8 protein-coding genes and 1 pseudogene are annotated in these 16,012 nt (G+C 67.2%); 6 read left to right on the forward strand and 3 right to left on the reverse strand.

The genetic code is table 11. From position 1 onward, the window contains the following. The first annotated feature begins 16 nt into the window (after positions 1-16). The 3 genes from fadD32 to OHB12_RS25720 all read left to right on the forward strand — a co-directional run bounded on the left by fadD32 (position 17) and on the right by OHB12_RS25720 (position 8,849). Complete coding sequence (gene fadD32 / locus OHB12_RS25710) at positions 17-1,933, forward strand: long-chain-fatty-acid--AMP ligase FadD32 (protein WP_327111452.1); 1,917 nt, start codon at positions 17-19, stop codon at positions 1,931-1,933. 110 nt (positions 1,934-2,043) lie between these two features. Continuing rightward, on the forward strand, positions 2,044-7,308 hold the full coding sequence (gene pks13, locus OHB12_RS25715; RefSeq protein ID WP_327111454.1) for a polyketide synthase Pks13: 5,265 nt from the start codon (positions 2,044-2,046) through the stop codon (positions 7,306-7,308). After that, positions 7,305-8,849: an acyl-CoA carboxylase subunit beta gene (locus OHB12_RS25720; protein ID WP_327111456.1), complete on the forward strand. Its 1,545-nt coding sequence runs from the start codon at positions 7,305-7,307 to the stop codon at positions 8,847-8,849. Before pks13 ends, OHB12_RS25720 begins: the two co-directional genes overlap by 4 nt. Positions 8,850-8,919: 70 nt before the next feature. On the opposite strand, the gene OHB12_RS25725 is transcribed toward OHB12_RS25720, so the two are convergent. Beyond that, the gene (locus tag OHB12_RS25725; RefSeq protein WP_327111458.1) at positions 8,920-9,417 is read right to left on the reverse strand and encodes a peptidylprolyl isomerase; all 498 of its coding nucleotides are present in this window, start codon (positions 9,415-9,417) and stop codon (positions 8,920-8,922) included. Positions 9,418-9,664: 247 nt separating this feature from the next. On the opposite strand from OHB12_RS25725, the gene OHB12_RS25730 reads away from it, so the two are divergent. Next, a complete protein-coding gene (locus tag OHB12_RS25730) occupies positions 9,665-13,030 on the forward strand; it encodes an arabinosyltransferase domain-containing protein (protein ID WP_442799846.1) in 3,366 nt (1,121 codons plus the stop codon). Positions 13,031-13,185: 155 nt separating this feature from the next. After that, positions 13,186-13,773 (forward strand): Uma2 family endonuclease, encoded by a 588-nt coding sequence (locus OHB12_RS25735; RefSeq protein WP_327111460.1) that lies wholly within the window; start codon positions 13,186-13,188, stop codon positions 13,771-13,773. A 90-nt stretch (positions 13,774-13,863) separates the two neighbouring features. On the opposite strand, the gene OHB12_RS25740 is transcribed toward OHB12_RS25735, so the two are convergent. Then, positions 13,864-14,022: a hypothetical protein gene (locus OHB12_RS25740; protein WP_327111462.1), complete on the reverse strand. Its 159-nt coding sequence runs from the start codon at positions 14,020-14,022 to the stop codon at positions 13,864-13,866. Positions 14,023-14,043: 21 nt separating this feature from the next. After that, positions 14,044-14,519: pseudogene (locus OHB12_RS25745) on the reverse strand (winged helix-turn-helix transcriptional regulator). Between the two features lie 108 nt (positions 14,520-14,627). Between OHB12_RS25745 and OHB12_RS25750 the strand changes: the two are divergent. Continuing rightward, positions 14,628-15,953: a glycosyltransferase 87 family protein gene (locus OHB12_RS25750; protein WP_327111464.1), complete on the forward strand. Its 1,326-nt coding sequence runs from the start codon at positions 14,628-14,630 to the stop codon at positions 15,951-15,953. Positions 15,954-16,012 lie beyond the last annotated feature (59 nt).

Raw genomic sequence — 16,012 nt, forward strand, 5'->3', positions numbered from 1 at the left:
CGGAGGAGAAGAAGGAATGGAAGAGACTTTCGACGACTACCTGGACGAAACCGGGAACATCCGCATTCCCGAGGATCACACCCTGGTTGATCACGTCGAGAAGCACACCCGGAACGACGCGAACACCCTGGCATATCGCTACATCGACTACTCGCGGGAGCGCGACGGCGAGGCGCAGGAGCTGACGTGGCGTGAGTTCGGTATCCGGCTGCGCGCGGTGGCCGCTCGATTACAGCAGGTGACCAACCCGGGCGACCGGGTCGCGATCCTCGCTCCACAGGGCTTGGACTATGTGATCTCCTTCTTCGCCGCGATCTACGCCGGCACCATCTCGGTGCCGCTGTTCGACCCGGACGAGCCCGGCCACACCGATCGCCTGCACGCTGTGCTCGGCGACTGTGAGCCCTCGGCCATCCTGACCGCCAGCTCCTCGGCGGCCGGGGTCCGGCAGTTCTTCCGCTCGTTGCCCGCCGCGCAACGCCCGCGCATCATCGCCGTGGACGCGATCCCGGACGGCGTCGGAGAGAGCTGGGTGCGCCCGGACGTCGCGGTCGACGACATCGCCTACCTGCAGTACACCTCGGGTTCCACCCGGGTGCCGGCCGGTGTCGAGATCACCCACCGTGCGGTGGGCACCAACCTGTTGCAGATGGTCGACGCGATCAACCTGGACTGGAACTCGCGTGGCGTCACCTGGCTGCCGTTGTTCCACGATATGGGCCTGCTGACGGTGATCCTGCCCGCTGTGGGTGGCAAGTACATCACCATCATGTCGCCGAGCGCGTTCGTGCGCCGCCCCTATCGCTGGATCAAGGAGCTGGCCGCCGCTAACGACGGCGCGGGAACCTTCGCCGCCGCGCCGAACTTCGCGTTCGAGCACGCGGCCGCGCGCGGCCTGCCGAAGAACGGCGAGTCGCTGGATCTGTCGAACGTCATCGGCCTGATCAACGGCAGCGAGCCGGTCACGACCTCGTCGATGAAGAAGTTCAACGAGGCATTCGCCCCGTACGGTCTGCCCAAGACCGCCATCAAGCCGTGCTACGGCATGGCCGAGGCGACGTTGTTCGTCTCCGCCACCAAGGCCGAAGACGAGGCCAAGGTCACCTATGTCGACCGCAATGAGCTCAACGCGGGGCGCATGGTAAAGGTCGAGTCGACAGTCGAGAACGCGATCGCCCAGGTGTCCTGCGGTTATGTCGCGCTCTCGCAGTGGGCCGCCATCGTCGATCCGGAGTCGGTCGACGCCGAGGGCGGCGGCCAGGAGCTGCCCGACGGCCGGGTAGGCGAGATCTGGCTGCATGGCAACAACATGGGCATCGGCTATTGGGGTCGTCCCGACGAGACCGCGGCGACCTTCCGGAACAAGGTCACCCAGCGTCTGACCGAGGGCAGCCACACCGACGGCACCGAGCCGGACGCGAACTGGATGCGCACCGGCGACTACGGCGTCTACTTCGAGGGCGAGCTCTACATCACCGGTCGCGTCAAGGACCTGGTGATCGTGGACGGACGCAACCACTACCCGCAGGACCTGGAGTTCTCCGCGCAGGAGGCGAGCAAGGCGCTGCGGCCCGGCTTCGTCGCCGCGTTCTCGGTGCCTGCCAACCAGCTCCCGGCCGAGGTGTTCGAGCAGGGCAGCCATTCCGGTCTGAAGTTCGACGCCGACGACGCCTCCGAGCAGCTGGTCATCGTCGCCGAGCGCGGACCGGGTGCGGGCAAGGCCGACCCGTTGCCGATCGCCGACGCGGTGCGGGCCGCCGTCTCGCTGCGCCACGGCGTGACCGTTCGCGATGTCCTGCTGGTACCCGCAGGTTCGATTCCGCGCACATCCAGCGGCAAGATCGCCCGGCGGGCCTGCAAGGCCGCCTATCTGGAGGGAACACTGCGGGGTGGTTACGCCCAGCAGGCGTTTCCCGATGCACCGGAAGAGTAATTGCCAAGGGCGGCCTCGGACCGACCATCGATGCTCGGCGCCGACCCTCCCACGCGCCGAGCGACAATTCACGGTACGCCCGGTACGCAGACAGGTAGCTTGAGGAATTGATGGCTGACAACGAGGGCACGCCCACCCAGACGATCGAGACCCTACCCGCCGAAGCACCCGCCCCCGCGGCAGCCGGGGGTTCGGCCGAGTCCACGAAGGACGGCGCGCAGACCGACCTGTCGGTGGCGGAGCTGCGCGAGTGGTTGCGACGGTGGGTTTCCGAAGCGACCGGACAGCCGATCGGGCAGATCACCGTGGACCGGCCGATGGAGGAGTTCGGGCTCGCCTCGCGCGATGCCATCGCCCTGTCCGGTGACATCGAGGAACTGACCGGCGTGATGCTGACGGCCACGGTCGCCTACCAGCATCCGACCATCGCCTCGCTCGCCGAGCGGATCATCAACGGTGAGCCGGAGGCGCCGGAGGAATCGTCCGACGACGCCTTCTACACCGCGGGCTACACGCCGGGCGCTGCGCATGACATCGCCATCGTGGGTATGTCCACCCGGCTGCCCGGCGCGGGCACCACGCCGGAGTCGACCTGGGAATTCCTGATCGGACGCGGTGACGCTATCCGCGAGCTTCCCGAGGGCAGGTGGGCCGAGTTCTCCAGTGACCCGGTGGCGGCGAAGGCGATCGCCGAGGGCAATAGCCTCGGTGGCTATCTCGACCAGGATGTGGTGAAGGGCTTCGACGCGGAGTTCTTCGCGATGTCGCCGATCGAGGTCGAGCGGGTCGATCCGCAGCAGCGCCTCATGATGGAGCTGACCTGGGAGGCGTTGGAGCACGCCAGGATTCCGGCGAGCGACCTCAAGGGCGAGCCGGTCGGTGTCTTCATCGGCACCTCGACCAACGACTTCATGCTGATCGCCGCGCTCGGGCTCGGCGAGGAGGACCCGTCCGCGCCCGCGTCGGCCGCCGCGTACGGCTTGACCGGCAGCTCGTCGGGCATCATCTCCAACCGCGTCTCCTATTTCTACGACTTCCGCGGCCCCTCGGTCGCCGTCGACACCGCGTGCTCGTCCACGCTGGTCGCGGTGCACCAGGCGGTGCGTGCGCTCCGTGATGGCGATGCCGACGTCGCCTTGGCGGGCGGCGTGAACATGCTGCTCGCGCCGATGGCTACGCTCGGCTTCGACTCGGTGGGGGCGGTCGCGAAAAACGGTCGGATCAAAGCGTTTTCGTCCGACGCCGACGGCATGGTGCGTTCCGAAGGCGCCGGGCTGGTGGTGCTCAAGCGACTCGCCGACGCCGAGCGCGACGGCGACCGGATCATGGCCGTCATCAAGGGCTCCGCGGTCAACAACGACGGCCGCTCCAATGGCCTGCTCGCCCCGAACCCCGACGCCCAAGCCGACGTGCTGCGTCGGGCTTACCGGGACGCGGGCGTCGTGCCCTCCACCGTCGACTACATCGAGGCGCACGGCACCGGCACACTGCTCGGCGACCCGATCGAAGCCGACGCGCTCGGCCGGGTGGTCGGCCGCGGCCGTGAGGCCGACAAGCCGGCACTGCTCGGCTCGGCGAAGACCAACTTCGGTCACCTGGAGTCCGGCGCGGGTGCGGCGAGCCTGGCCAAGGTGGTGATGGCGTTGCAGCACAACGTGCTGCCGCCCAACATCAACTACGAGGGGCCGAACCCCTATATCCCGTTCGACCAGGCACACCTGAAGGTCGTCACGGAGCCGACCGAATTCCCGCGCTACAGCGGCACCGCCACCATCGGCATCTCCGGCTTTGGGTTCGGCGGCACCAATGCGCACGTCGTGCTGCAGGAGTACACGCCGAGTGCGACCGACGGCGCGGCCCCCGCGCCCGCCTCGGTGGCCGAGGTCGCCGACGTCGAGGTCGCGCTGGACGACGAGACCACCGACGTGGTCGCGGAAGCCGCCGCCGTCGTCGCGGAGGCCGAGACCGCCTCGTCCGTCGCCGAATGGACCACCGAGCGCACCGAGCCGCTGCCGATGATCCTGCCGGTGTCGGGCTACCTGCCCTCGCGTCGTCGCCGCGCCGCCGCCGAGCTGGCCGACTGGCTGGAGTCCGAGGCGGGCTCGCGGACCCCGCTGGCCGACGTGGCGCGCTCGCTGGCCAAGCGCAGCCACTGGCGCTCACGCGGTGTGGTGCTCGCCAAGACGCATGAGGAAGCGATCGCCGGACTGCGGGCCATCGCCGCGGGCAAGCCGGGCCCCGGCGTGTTCACCGCCGACGCCCCGGCCGCGATGGGTCCGATGTGGGTGTTGGCCGGTTTCGGCGCACAGCACCGCAAGATGGGTAAGCAGCTCTACCTGGAGAACTCGATCTTCGCGAAGGCCGTCGACGAGGTTGACGAGCTGGTTCAGGACGAGGCCGGATACTCGGTGCGCGAGATGTTTCTGGACGACAGCCAGGACTACGACGTCGGCACCTCGCAGGTCGGCATCTTCACCATCCAGATCAGTCTCGCCGCGCTGCTGCGCGCGCACGGTGCCGAACCCCAAGGCGTGGTCGGCCATTCGATGGGCGAGGTGGCGGGCGCCTACATCGCGGGCGGTCTCGGCCTGGAGGACGCGGTTCGTGTGATCTGCGCCCGTTCCCGCCTGATGGGCGAGGGCGAGCAGATGATCAGCGACGACGATGTGCGCAACATGGCGCTGATCGAGTACAGCGCCGAGGACGTCGCGAAGCTGCTGCCGGACTACCCGGATGTCGAGGTAGCGGTGTACGCGGCGCCGACCAACACCGTGATCGGCGGTCCGCAGGACCAGGTCGCGGCGATCGTCGCGCAGGTCGAGGCCGCGGGCAAGTTCGCCCGCGTGCTGCAGACGCGCGGCGCGGGCCATACCTCACAGATGGATCCGCTGCTCGGCGAGCTGGCCGCGGAGCTGGCGGGCATCGAGCCGACCAAGCTGAAGCACGGCCTGTACTCGACCGTGCACAAGGAGAAGTACATCCGTCCCGGTCACGACCCCGTCCACGATGAGGACTACTGGGTCAAGAACATGCGCCACAGCGTGTACTTCACCAACGCGGTGAGGCTCGCGGTGGACACCGGGCACACCACATTCCTGGAGTTGGCGCCGAATTCCGTTGCGCTGATGCAGGTTCTGGGTACCACCTTCGCGGCGGGCGTGCACGACGCGCAGCTCATCCCGACGCTCAAGCGCAAGGAGGACGAGTCCGCGGGTGTCATCGCCGCACTCGCTCAGCTCTACGTGAACGGCCACCCGGTGGATCTGCCCTCGCTGCTGGCCACGGGCGATTACGCCGACATTCCACGAACCACGTTCCTGCGCAAGGAATACTGGCCCAAGGCGAAGATGTCTGCGAGCGGCACCGGCCGGTTGCCCGGAGCGCACGTCGCGCTGCCCGACGGCAGGCATGTCTGGGAGGTGCGGGCGTCGTCCGTCACCGATCTGGTAGCGCTGGTGAACTCCGCTGCGGCGCAGGTGCTCAGCGATGTGTCGCCGGGCGCCTCGATCCCGCGCGGCGCGATCCCGGCCTCGGGCACGCTCACCACGACACTCACCCAACACCCAGGCGGCGCGTCGGTGCAGGTGCACGCCAATGAGGGCGCCGCATTCCGGCTGCTGTTCGACGCGGTGGTCACTTCGGGTCAGCCCATCCACCCGGTGCCGCTGCCGGAACCCGCTGTGGCCGAGTCGGTCCCGGCCGCCACTACGGTGCAGCAGGGCGATGCCGACATCGAGATCGTGGAGACCTTCGGCGAGCGGTGGGACCCGAACGGCACGCAGACCGTGGAGGACCGGCTCGCGCTGATCGTCGCCGAGTCCATGGGCTACGCGGTCGAGGACCTGCCGATGGAGATCCCGCTGATGGAGCTCGGCTTGGACTCGCTGATGGCCATGCGCATCAAGAATCGGGTCGAGTACGAGTTCGACATCCCGCAGCTGCAGATTCAGGCCGTGCGTGACGCGAGCCTCCACGAGGTCGGCAAGGTGCTGCGCTACGCCATCGAACACCGCGACGAGGTGCAGGCGATGGCTGACAAGCAGGCCGCCGACAAAGCCGCGGGTGGCTCGGGCGAGCTGACCGTCGACGGCGATTTCATGGCCGCGGCCAGGGCTGCCCTCGCCACCGGCGCGGACCCGGCCGCCGCGGCATCGGACACCGCTGCCGCGGCGCCGGAAAGCGCTGCGCCCGAAGCCGACTCGGGCTTGGTCTCACAGCCCGCTCCCGCGGTGGCAGCGGCTCCGGCCACGCCCGCCGCGGTCTTCGGCGGCAGCCAGCCTGCCGATGAGGACGACGTCCCGCCGCGCGACGCCGCCGAACGCCTGACCTTCGCCACCTGGGCGGTGGTGACCGGCAAGTCGGCCGGGGGGATCTTCAACACCCTGCCGATCTTGGACGAGGACACCGCCGAGAGGCTGGCGGCGCGTCTCAGTGAGCGGGTCAAGGCCGAGGTCACCGTCGACGACGTGCTCGACTGCGAGACCATCGAGCAGCTGGCCGACATCGTGCGCGAGCTGGAGGACAGTGGCGCCGATGTGGACGGTTTCGTTCGTCCGCTGCGTGCGCGGCCGGAAGGCTCGACTGCGGTGCCGGTCTTCGTGTTCCATCCGTCCGGCGGCAACACACTGGTCTACGAGCCGCTGCTGAAGCGCCTGCCCGCGGACACACCCATGTACGGCTTCGAGCGGGTCGAGGGTTCCATCGACGAGCGGGCTCGCCAGTACCTTCCGGAGCTGCGCAAGATCCAGGGTGACGGTCCGTTCGTGCTCTACGGATGGTCGCTCGGTGCGGTGCTGGCCATGCAGACCGCGCAGTTGCTGCGTGCCGAGGGCGCGGATGTGCGGGTGGTCGGCCTGATCGATCTCGCCATCCCGACCGAGGGGGAGGACAGCAGCCCTGACGAGCGGGTGCGCCGGATCGAGCGCTACCAGGCTTTCGCGAAGAAGACCTACGGCGTCGAGGGCGAGTTGGATCGTGACCAGCTGGAAACGCTGGCCGGGGCCTCGGACGAAGAGCAGTTCAAGATGATCAGCGATCTGATCAAGATCAGTGGCGCGAAGATTCCCGGCGGTGTACTCGAGCACCAGCGCACCTCGTGGATCGACAGCCGTCATCTCGCCAGGACCCAACCGTCCCACTACGACGGCAATGTCGTGCTCTACCTCGCCGACCGCTACCACGACGGCATGATCGAGCTCGAGCCGCGCTTCGGCGACCGGGTGCCGAACGGCGGCTGGGACGACTATCTGACGAACCTGGAGATCATCCACATCGCGGGTGATCACCTGCAGATCATCGATGAACCGCGGATCGGGAAGATCGGGGCCGACCTGACCGCGAAACTCGCCGTGATCGAGGCGAAAGGGGTGAAGTGAGCACTACGGCCGAGAAACTCGCCGACCTGCGCAAGCGACTGGAGTTGGCGCAGGAGCCGGCGGGTGAGGCGGGGGTGGCCAAACGGGCGAAGAAGGGTATCCCGAGCGCCCGCGATCGGATCAACATGCTGCTCGATCCGGGCACCTTCGTGGAAATCGGTGCGCTCGTACGCAAGCCGGGCGATCCGGCCGCGCTCTACGGCGACGGCGTCGTCACCGGCCATGGCCTGGTCGAAGGCAGACCGGTGGCGGTGTTCTCGCACGACCAGACCGTCTACGGCGGTTCGGTCGGCGAGATGTTCGGCCGCAAAGTGGCCGGGATGCTGGAGTACGCGGCCAAGGTTGGCTGCCCGGTGGTCGGCATCAACGACTCCGGCGGCGCGCGCGTCCAGGAGGCGGTGACCTCGCTGGCGTGGTACGCCGAGCTGGGGCGGCGTCAGGAGCCGCTGTCGGGTCTGGTCCCGCAGATCTCGATGATCCTCGGCAAGTGCGCGGGCGGTGCCGTCTACGCCCCGATCAACACCGACGTGGTGGTGGCGACCGAAGAGGCGTACATGTTCGTCACCGGGCCGAAAGTGATCCGGGAGGTGACCGGCGAGGACGTGAGTCTGGAGGAGCTCGGCGGCGCGCGCAGCCAGGCCGAATACGGCAACATCCACCACGTCGCCAAGGACGAGGTCGCCGCGTTCGAGTGGGTGCGGGATTATCTGAGCTACCTGCCGACCAGCTGCCAGGAGCCTGCGCCGATCGTGAACCCTGGTCTGGAGCCAGAGCTCACGGACAGCGACCTCGAGCTGAACTCGATGATCCCGAATTCCGACAACGCCGCGTACGACATGCACGACATCCTGCTGCGTATCTTCGACGACGGCGCGTTCCACGAGGTCGGCGAGACCGCGGGCCGCAACATCATCACCGGGTTCGCCCGCGTCGACGGGCGCAGCGTCGGTGTAGTCGCGAACCAGCCGCTGGTCTATGCGGGCGCGCTGGACGCGCGGGCGTCGGACAAGGCGGCACATTTCGTGCGACTGTGCGACGCGTTCGAGATTCCGCTGGTGTTCGTCGTCGACACGCCCGGCTTCCTGCCCGGTGTCGAGCAGGAGAAGATCGGCGTCATCAAGCGCGGCGGGCGGTTCCTGTTCTCCTTCGTGGAGGCCACGGTGCCGAAGGTGACCGTCGTGATCCGCAAGTCCTACGGTGGCGGCTATGCCGTGATGGGCTCCAAACAACTGGGTGCTGACGTGAACCTGGCCTGGCCGACCGCGCGCATCGCGGTGATGGGTGCCGAGAGCGCGGTCAGCCTGATCGGTGGCAAGCAGCTGGAGGCCGCGCCGGAGGAGCAGCGGGCGGCCATGCGCCAGCAGATGATCGACTTCTATAACGCCACCATGGCGACGCCGTGGGTGGCCGCCGAGCGCGGGTACATCGACGCGGTCATCGAGCCGTCGACCACCCGGCTGGAGCTGCGCCGCGCGCTACACCTGTTGCGGGACAAGAGTCTTGCCCGCAACCCACGCAAGCACCATCTGCTCCCGTTGTAGCGCCGCACAGAACAGAATCGGGCCGCACCCCGTTGGGGCGCGGCCCGATTCGCGTTCTGTGCGACGAAGATCAACCGATTTTTGCGGATTCGATCACGACGTCGTCGACCGGCACGTCCTGGTGCATGCCCGCCGAGGAGGTGGACACGGCGGCGATCTTGTCGACCACCTCGGTACCCTCGGTCACCGCACCGAAGACGGTGTAGCCCCAGCCCGACGGGGTGGGGGCGGAGTGGTTGAGGAACTCATTGTCGGAGACGTTGATGAAGAACTGCGCGGTCGCGGAGTGCGGGTCGTTGGTGCGCGCCATCGCGACGGTGTACTTGCTGTTCTTCAGGCCGTTGTTCGCCTCGTTCTGGATCGGGGCCTTGGTGCCCTTCTGGCGCAGGCCGGGCTCGAAGCCGCCGCCCTGAATCATGAAGCCGGGAATGACGCGGTGGAAGACCGTGCCGTTGTAGTGGCCCGCGTTCACGTATTCCACGAAGTTGCGCACCGTGCCCGGCGCCTTCTGGTCGTCCAGTTCGAGGACGATCGGTCCGTAATTCGTCGAGAGATTCACCTTGGTCATACCCCCACCTTTCCATTCCCGCCACAACCGGTTAGTCATCTGGGCCCTTTTCAGTGCGGTTGATCCCGTCGGGACGGCGCGTGTCGTCCAAACAGAGAACTGATTTCGTAAGAACATGGGTAACTTGCCGGGTACGCCCAGAAATCGAGTGGCACTCGACGTAGGACCTGAACACAAATCCCGCGCCACCCGACTAGTACGGCCTAAAGACCCGGAGAGGCGGGGGAGCCAGATAGCATTGCCAACCGTGCCCGACGCCGCTACCGCTGTACTGACGAAGCCGCCCGCCGTTCCGGTGGTTACCCCGAACGATTTCCGCACCGCGCGAATAATCGCTGTGGTCGCCGGGGTGCTCGGCGCGCTGTTCGCGCTGGCGACGCCGTTCTTACCGGTCACGCAGACCACCGCGGTGCTGAACTGGCCGCAGAGCGGGACGCTCGGCAACGTGCAGGCGCCGCTGATGTCGCAGGTCCCGATCGAGCTGAACGCGACGATTCCGTGCAGCACGATCGCGCAGTTGCCCGAGCGGGGCGGCATGCTGCTGGCCACCGCGCCGCCGCAGGGCGACCGGGCCGCGCTGGAGGCCATGTTCGTCCGGGTGTCGGAGAGCTCGGTGGACGTGATCGACCGCAACGCGGTGGTCGTGTCGGCCGACAGGGAGCGGATGGGTGGGTGCACGTCGCTGACCATCAGCTCGGACAGCGACCGCACGCACGCGGTGTTCGACGGGCTCACCAGGCAGGTCGAGCGACCGGTCGCGGGTGCCGCGCCCGGGGTGACCGAGACGGTCACGGCGCCGGTGGAAGGTCAGCTGGGCGGCGATCTGCGTCCACAGGTGGTCGGGGTGTTCTCCGACCTCAAGGGTGCGGCGCCCGAGGGGCTCGCGTTCCACATGACGGTGGACACCCGCTTCTCGTCCGGCCCGACCGCGATCAAGCTGATCGCGCTGATCGCGGCGGTGCTGTGCACGTTGGTCGCGTTGGCGGCGCTGGCTCGGCTCGACGGCAGTGACGGGCGCGGGCACCGCCGGTTCCTTCCGGTGAACTGGCTGAAGCCGACCTGGGCGGACGGCGCGGTGATCGGCACGCTGGTGCTGTGGCATTTCGCTGGCGCGAACACTTCCGACGACGGCTACATCCTCAGCATGGTGCGCGTCGCTCCGCATGCGGGGTACATGGCCAACTACTTCCGCTGGTACGGCGTGCCGGAGGCGCCGTTCGGCTGGTACTACTACGTGATCCAGATCTTCTCGGAGATCTCCACGGCCAGCCCGTGGGTGCGGTTGCCCGCGCTGGCCTGCGCGATCCTGTGCTGGATGGTGATCAGTCGCGAGGTCGTCCCTCGGCTCGGCCGCGGTGTGCGCAGCAGCAAGGTCGCACTGTGGACCGGTGGTCTGGTCTTCCTGGCGTTCTGGCTGCCGTTCGACAACGGTCTGCGCTCCGAGCCGATCGTCGCGCTCGGCGCCCTGCTGACCTGGGTGTCGATCGAGCGGGCCATCGCGACCGGCCGCCTGCTGCCCGCCGCCATCGCGGTGCTGGTCGCGGCGTTCACCCTCGCGGCGGCGCCGACGGGTCTGATGTGTGTGGCGGCGTTGCTCGCGGGCATCCGTCCGCTGGTGCGCATCGTGGTGCGCAAGCACCGGCGGTTCGCCGCCGACGGGGTGGGGCGGTGGGGCTCGACGCTGCCGCTGCTCGCGCCGATCGCGGCGGCCGGTTTCCTCGTGCTCACGGTGGTCTACAGCGATCAGACCTTCGCCGGCATCCAGGAGGCGAACCGGGTGCGTCAGGTGACCGGGCCGAACCTGGCCTGGTACGAGGACTACCTGCGCTACTACTACCTGTTCGTGGAGACCGTCGACGGTTCGCTGTCGCGCCGTTTCGCCTTCCTGGTGATGCTGCTGTGCCTGTTCACCACCATGCTGGTGCTGCTGCGGCGCAGGCAGGTCCCCGGCATCGCGAGTGGGCCGACCTGGCGGCTGATGGGCGTGGTCTTCGGAACCATCTTCTTCATGATGTTCAACCCGACCAAGTGGACCCACCACTTCGGCGCGTACGCGGGCATCGCGGGGTCGCTGGCGGCGGTCACCGCGGTCGCTGTCTCGGCGAGCGCGCTGCGGGCGCGGAAGAACCGTGCGATCTTCCTAGCCGGGCTGCTGTTCGTGCTCGCGGTCGCGTTCTCCGGTATCAACGGCTACTGGTATGTGTCCAGCTTCGGTGTGCCGTGGTTCGACAAGCGCATCTCGCTGCACGGCTATCAGTCGAACACCGTGATGCTGGTCCTGTTCGGCGTGGCGCTCGCGCTGGTGGGCTGGTACACACTGCGCGAGGACTACACCAAGCCGCAGCCGTCACCGAAGTCGCCGAGCGGCAAGCGGATTCGCAAGTTCGCCGCGATTCCGCTGACCGTTGTGGCCGCGCTGATGGTCGCGCTGGAGGTGCTCTCGCTGGTCAAGGGTGCGGTCTCGCAGTATCCGGCGTACTCGCTGGCCCGCTCCAACATCGACGCGCTCGGCGGCAATACCTGCGGGCTCGCCAACGACGTCTTGGTGGAATCGAACCCGAACGGTGGAAGGCTGGAGCCGATCATCGATCCATCGCATCCGCCGACCGATCCGGCCGACCCGCTCGCGGGTGTCGATCCGGTCGGTTTCGACCCGAACGGCGTGCCGAACGATCTGTCCGCCGACAGCGTCGAGGTGAAGCCGGGCACCGGCAACACCTCCACCCAGTCGGTCGGCGCCGCGTTCGCCGAGGGACAGAGTGCCGGTACCGGAGGCGGTCAGGGTGCGCGCGGCGTGAACGGCAGCACCGTCGCCCTGCCCTTCGGTCTCGATCCGGCGTCCACGCCGATCCTCGGCAGCTACCAGAACGGCGTGCAGCAGCCCGCGAACGTCACCTCCAGCTGGTACCAGCTGCCCGCACGTTCAGCGGACAACCCGCTGGTGGTGATCTCGGCCGCGGGGCGCATTCTCTCCTTCGACGACACCGGCGCGATGAAGTACGGTCAGTCGCTCACCGTCGACTACGGCAAGCACTTGCCCGACGGTAGTGTGCAGAAGCTTGGCACCTACCTGCCGCGCGACATCGGCCCGTTCCCGTCCTGGCGTAACCTTCGGGTGCCGCTGGACGAGATCGCGCCCGACGCCGACGCGGTGCGCATCGTCGCCAATGACCCGATCCTGATCGGTGACCAGTGGCTGGCATTCACTCCGCCGCGCATGCCGAAGCTGCAATCGCTCAACACCCTTCTCGGTTCCGAGCAGCCGATCCTGCTGGACTGGGCGGTCGGCCTGCAGTTCCCGTGCCAGCGGCCGTTCGACCACCAGAATGGCGTCGCCGAGGTTCCGAATTACCGCATCCTGCCGGACCGCCCGCTGGCCATCAGCTCGACCAACACCTGGCAGGCCGAGGAGTTCGGTGGCCCGCTCGGCTTCGCACAGATGCTGGCGAAGTCGACCACGGTGCCGACCTACCTGAAGGACAACTGGGCGCGCGACTGGGGTTCGCTGGAGCGCTACGACCAGTACGACCGCAACGCGGTCCCGGCCAGGCTGGACACCGGCACGGTCACCAGGTCCGGCCTTTGGTCTCCGGGCGTGCTGCGAGCGTTCTGACCCATTCCGGGTCACCCCGAACGCAGGGTCGCCGCGCAGACAGCAATCTGCGCGGCGACCATCCGCCACACCACCCACACCGCAATCGGTCGTGCGGACACCTACCTGATCCCGATCGGATCAGCGGTGTGCAAGCCGGCCGGTAGGCTCACGGCATGACGAGCGGCGCACCCAGTGACTGGTACCGCTGGATCCCGGATCAGATCACCGCGCGGGACTATGAATTGTTGCCTGCCGAATTCTGCCGAACTATCGAGGTTGTCGACGGCCATATCGTGAAGTGCGAGAGCCCATCACGGCTGCACAATAGGGTGGCGCGGCGCATGGCGGCGGGAATGGAAGCAGCGCGGAAACCAGAGCTGTATTTGATGGTCGAGACAGATATGGACGTCCGGCTCAGCGACGTTCCGCTCAGCCTCCGTCGACCGGATGTCATCGTGTACCGCTGTCTGGACGATGATGCGAAGCTCTACGCCGATGACACCGTGCTCGTAGTGGAGATCGTCTCGCCTGACAGTTCGCACCACACCGATACGGTGGAGAAGAAGGCAGCGTACGCGGCGGCCGGTATCCCGGTGTACCTCATCGTGTTTCTTACCGAGGCAGGCGACGGAATCGAGCAGATCGAAGAGTACCGGCTCTCCGAAGGTCGCTATCACCTTGTGTGCCTGCATACTCGTCGACTGACCCTGGACGTGCCGATCCCCATCGACGTCGCTTTCGGCGAGCTGACGACGGGGTAGGGAGCCCATACCCCGGACACAGGGCCGCCGCGCAGGTAACAACCCTGCGCGGCGGCCCTGCCGTTGTTTTGCCGGTGCGATACCGGGCGCTCAGACCTTCAGTCGAAGACCGAGTTCGCGCCGGAGCACCTCTTGCGAGGGGAGGCGGTTGAGCATGCGCAGCACCGCAGGCCGCAGCTCCCGTTGTTCCTCCTCGTTGAGCAGTCCGACAAGATCGCGCAGATCCATATCATCGAATGCCGTGGTCATGGCGCTCAGAATACGACGCGTTCAGTGATTCGTCCTGCATCCATCGCCACAGGTGGGAGCACTTTTGCATACCGTACAACCGGTTTGGTGCAAGGCGCCGTCATAGCGCGCCCGCGCCGCGGGAACGTCGTCCCTCCGCTCCTCGGCCCACGTTTCGACGGCGCTCATGACCGGTGGCAACCTATGCCCGAGCGGGGTGAGTTCGTAGTCGGCGCGAACCGGAACCTGATTCGCCGCTCCACCGGACCGTCGCGCTCGAGCGCGCGCAGTGTCTGCGTCAGCATCTTCGGGCTCACGCCCGCGATGGTCCGGTTGAGTTCGGCGTAGCGCCGCGGACCGTGAGGCCGGCCAATGTGCCTTCGGCAAGGCGCGTCTGCTCGCCCACGATGCGAACATGGATCCGTTGCGGGGGCTTCCCCGATCCCGGCGGGCTTCTCTGCGGCTAGCCCCTGTGCCGCGTTGCATGCATTATTCGTATCCGATAGCGTCGGCGCCAGCCTGTGGTGTCCGACATATGTTGTGACCGTTGTGGTTCGAAGTGGTCAGTGGGGCGCAGCTGCGGATGGCGTTATGAGCTCTTGCACCAACTGATGAAGGAAAGCTTGATGATTGCTGTCGCGCCCGCGACAGATCGATTGGCTGCACCTGTCGTTGAGCGGCCGAGGTCTTCGTATGCCGCGTTGTGGCTGGGTGCGGCGGTAGTGTTCGCCGCCGTCTCGTTCGGTGCTTGGTTGCTATATCTGCAACCGAACTGGGGTTACTACTGGCACCAGGTCGATCTGCAGGTCTACATGTGGGGCGGGCGCACGGCGGCCGTACGTCCGGACCTGCTCTATACCGCGGGCGGCCCGTTGAACCTGCCGTTCCTGTATCCCGTCTTCGCGGCGTGGATCTGCGCCGAGCTGTCGCGCTTCTCGATCGATGACATCGGGACCGGTATGTCGGTGGCGAGTGTGCTCTCGTTGTTCACGAGCGTGTGGTGCGCTGCGACGCTGCTGCGGTATCGGCGTGGCCTCGGCATGCTTGCGGCCACGCTCGCGGTCGGTAGCGTCGGCTTGTGGCTGGAGCCGGTGCAGCAGACCTTCCAATACGGGCAGGTCAGCGTCATCCTGATGGCGGCAGTACTGGTGGACCTCGCGCTGCCCGAGCGCCGTTCGTATCGCGGAATACTCATCGGAATCGCCACCGGAATCAAGCTGACTCCTGCGGTCTTCATCGTCTACCTGCTGATCACTCGCCAATTCAAGGCAGCAGGCGTAGCGATCGGTGCCTTCGCCGTCACCGTAGCGATCGGCTTCTGGTATCTGCCGCCGCAGGCGGCACAGTTCTGGACCTCGGTTGTCGCCCAACAGAATCGGGTCGGCTTCGCCTATGTGCAAAACCAGTCGATCAACGGCGTACTCGGTCGCCTGCAGTGGACCACCTGGGACAACCACACCCTCTGGCTACTGGCCGCCGGCCTGTTGGGACTGGGCGGGCTGGCCGCAGCCCGAGTCGCACACCAGCGCGGTGACGACCTGCTCGCCATCCTGCTCGTCGCAGCGGTTTCGCTGCTGTGCTCGCCGATTTCGTGGACCCACTACTGGGTATGGATGATCCCCGCGCTCATGTGGGCCTGGCACACCATGCGCCACCTGCCCCTGGCGATCCGGGCGGGTGTGCCCACATCGTTTTCGTTGTGGGCCTTCGCCTGGCCGATGCAGGTCGACCGTGTGGGCTCGTGGGACACCGACCTGCCGCTTATTCCCCAGGGCGTGATCTGGTTCGTCCCGCAGACCGATTTTCGCGAATCCCATTGGACCCTCATCCAATTCCTGACCGGCAACTCCTACACCCTGCTCGGTCTGGCGGCACTGCTGGCGGCGATCGGATGGTTGCTGTTCCATGCGCGGGCCGCAGTGCCGGACTACGCAACGACGCCGTCTCGGTGACCCCGCTCTCGAGGTAGCCGCAGCGGATCCGGCCCTTCTGGCACAGCCAGGGTAGACAA

Origin of the sequence: Nocardia sp. NBC_01730 (assembly GCF_035920445.1) — a bacterium.
Taxonomy (GTDB): domain Bacteria; phylum Actinomycetota; class Actinomycetes; order Mycobacteriales; family Mycobacteriaceae; genus Nocardia.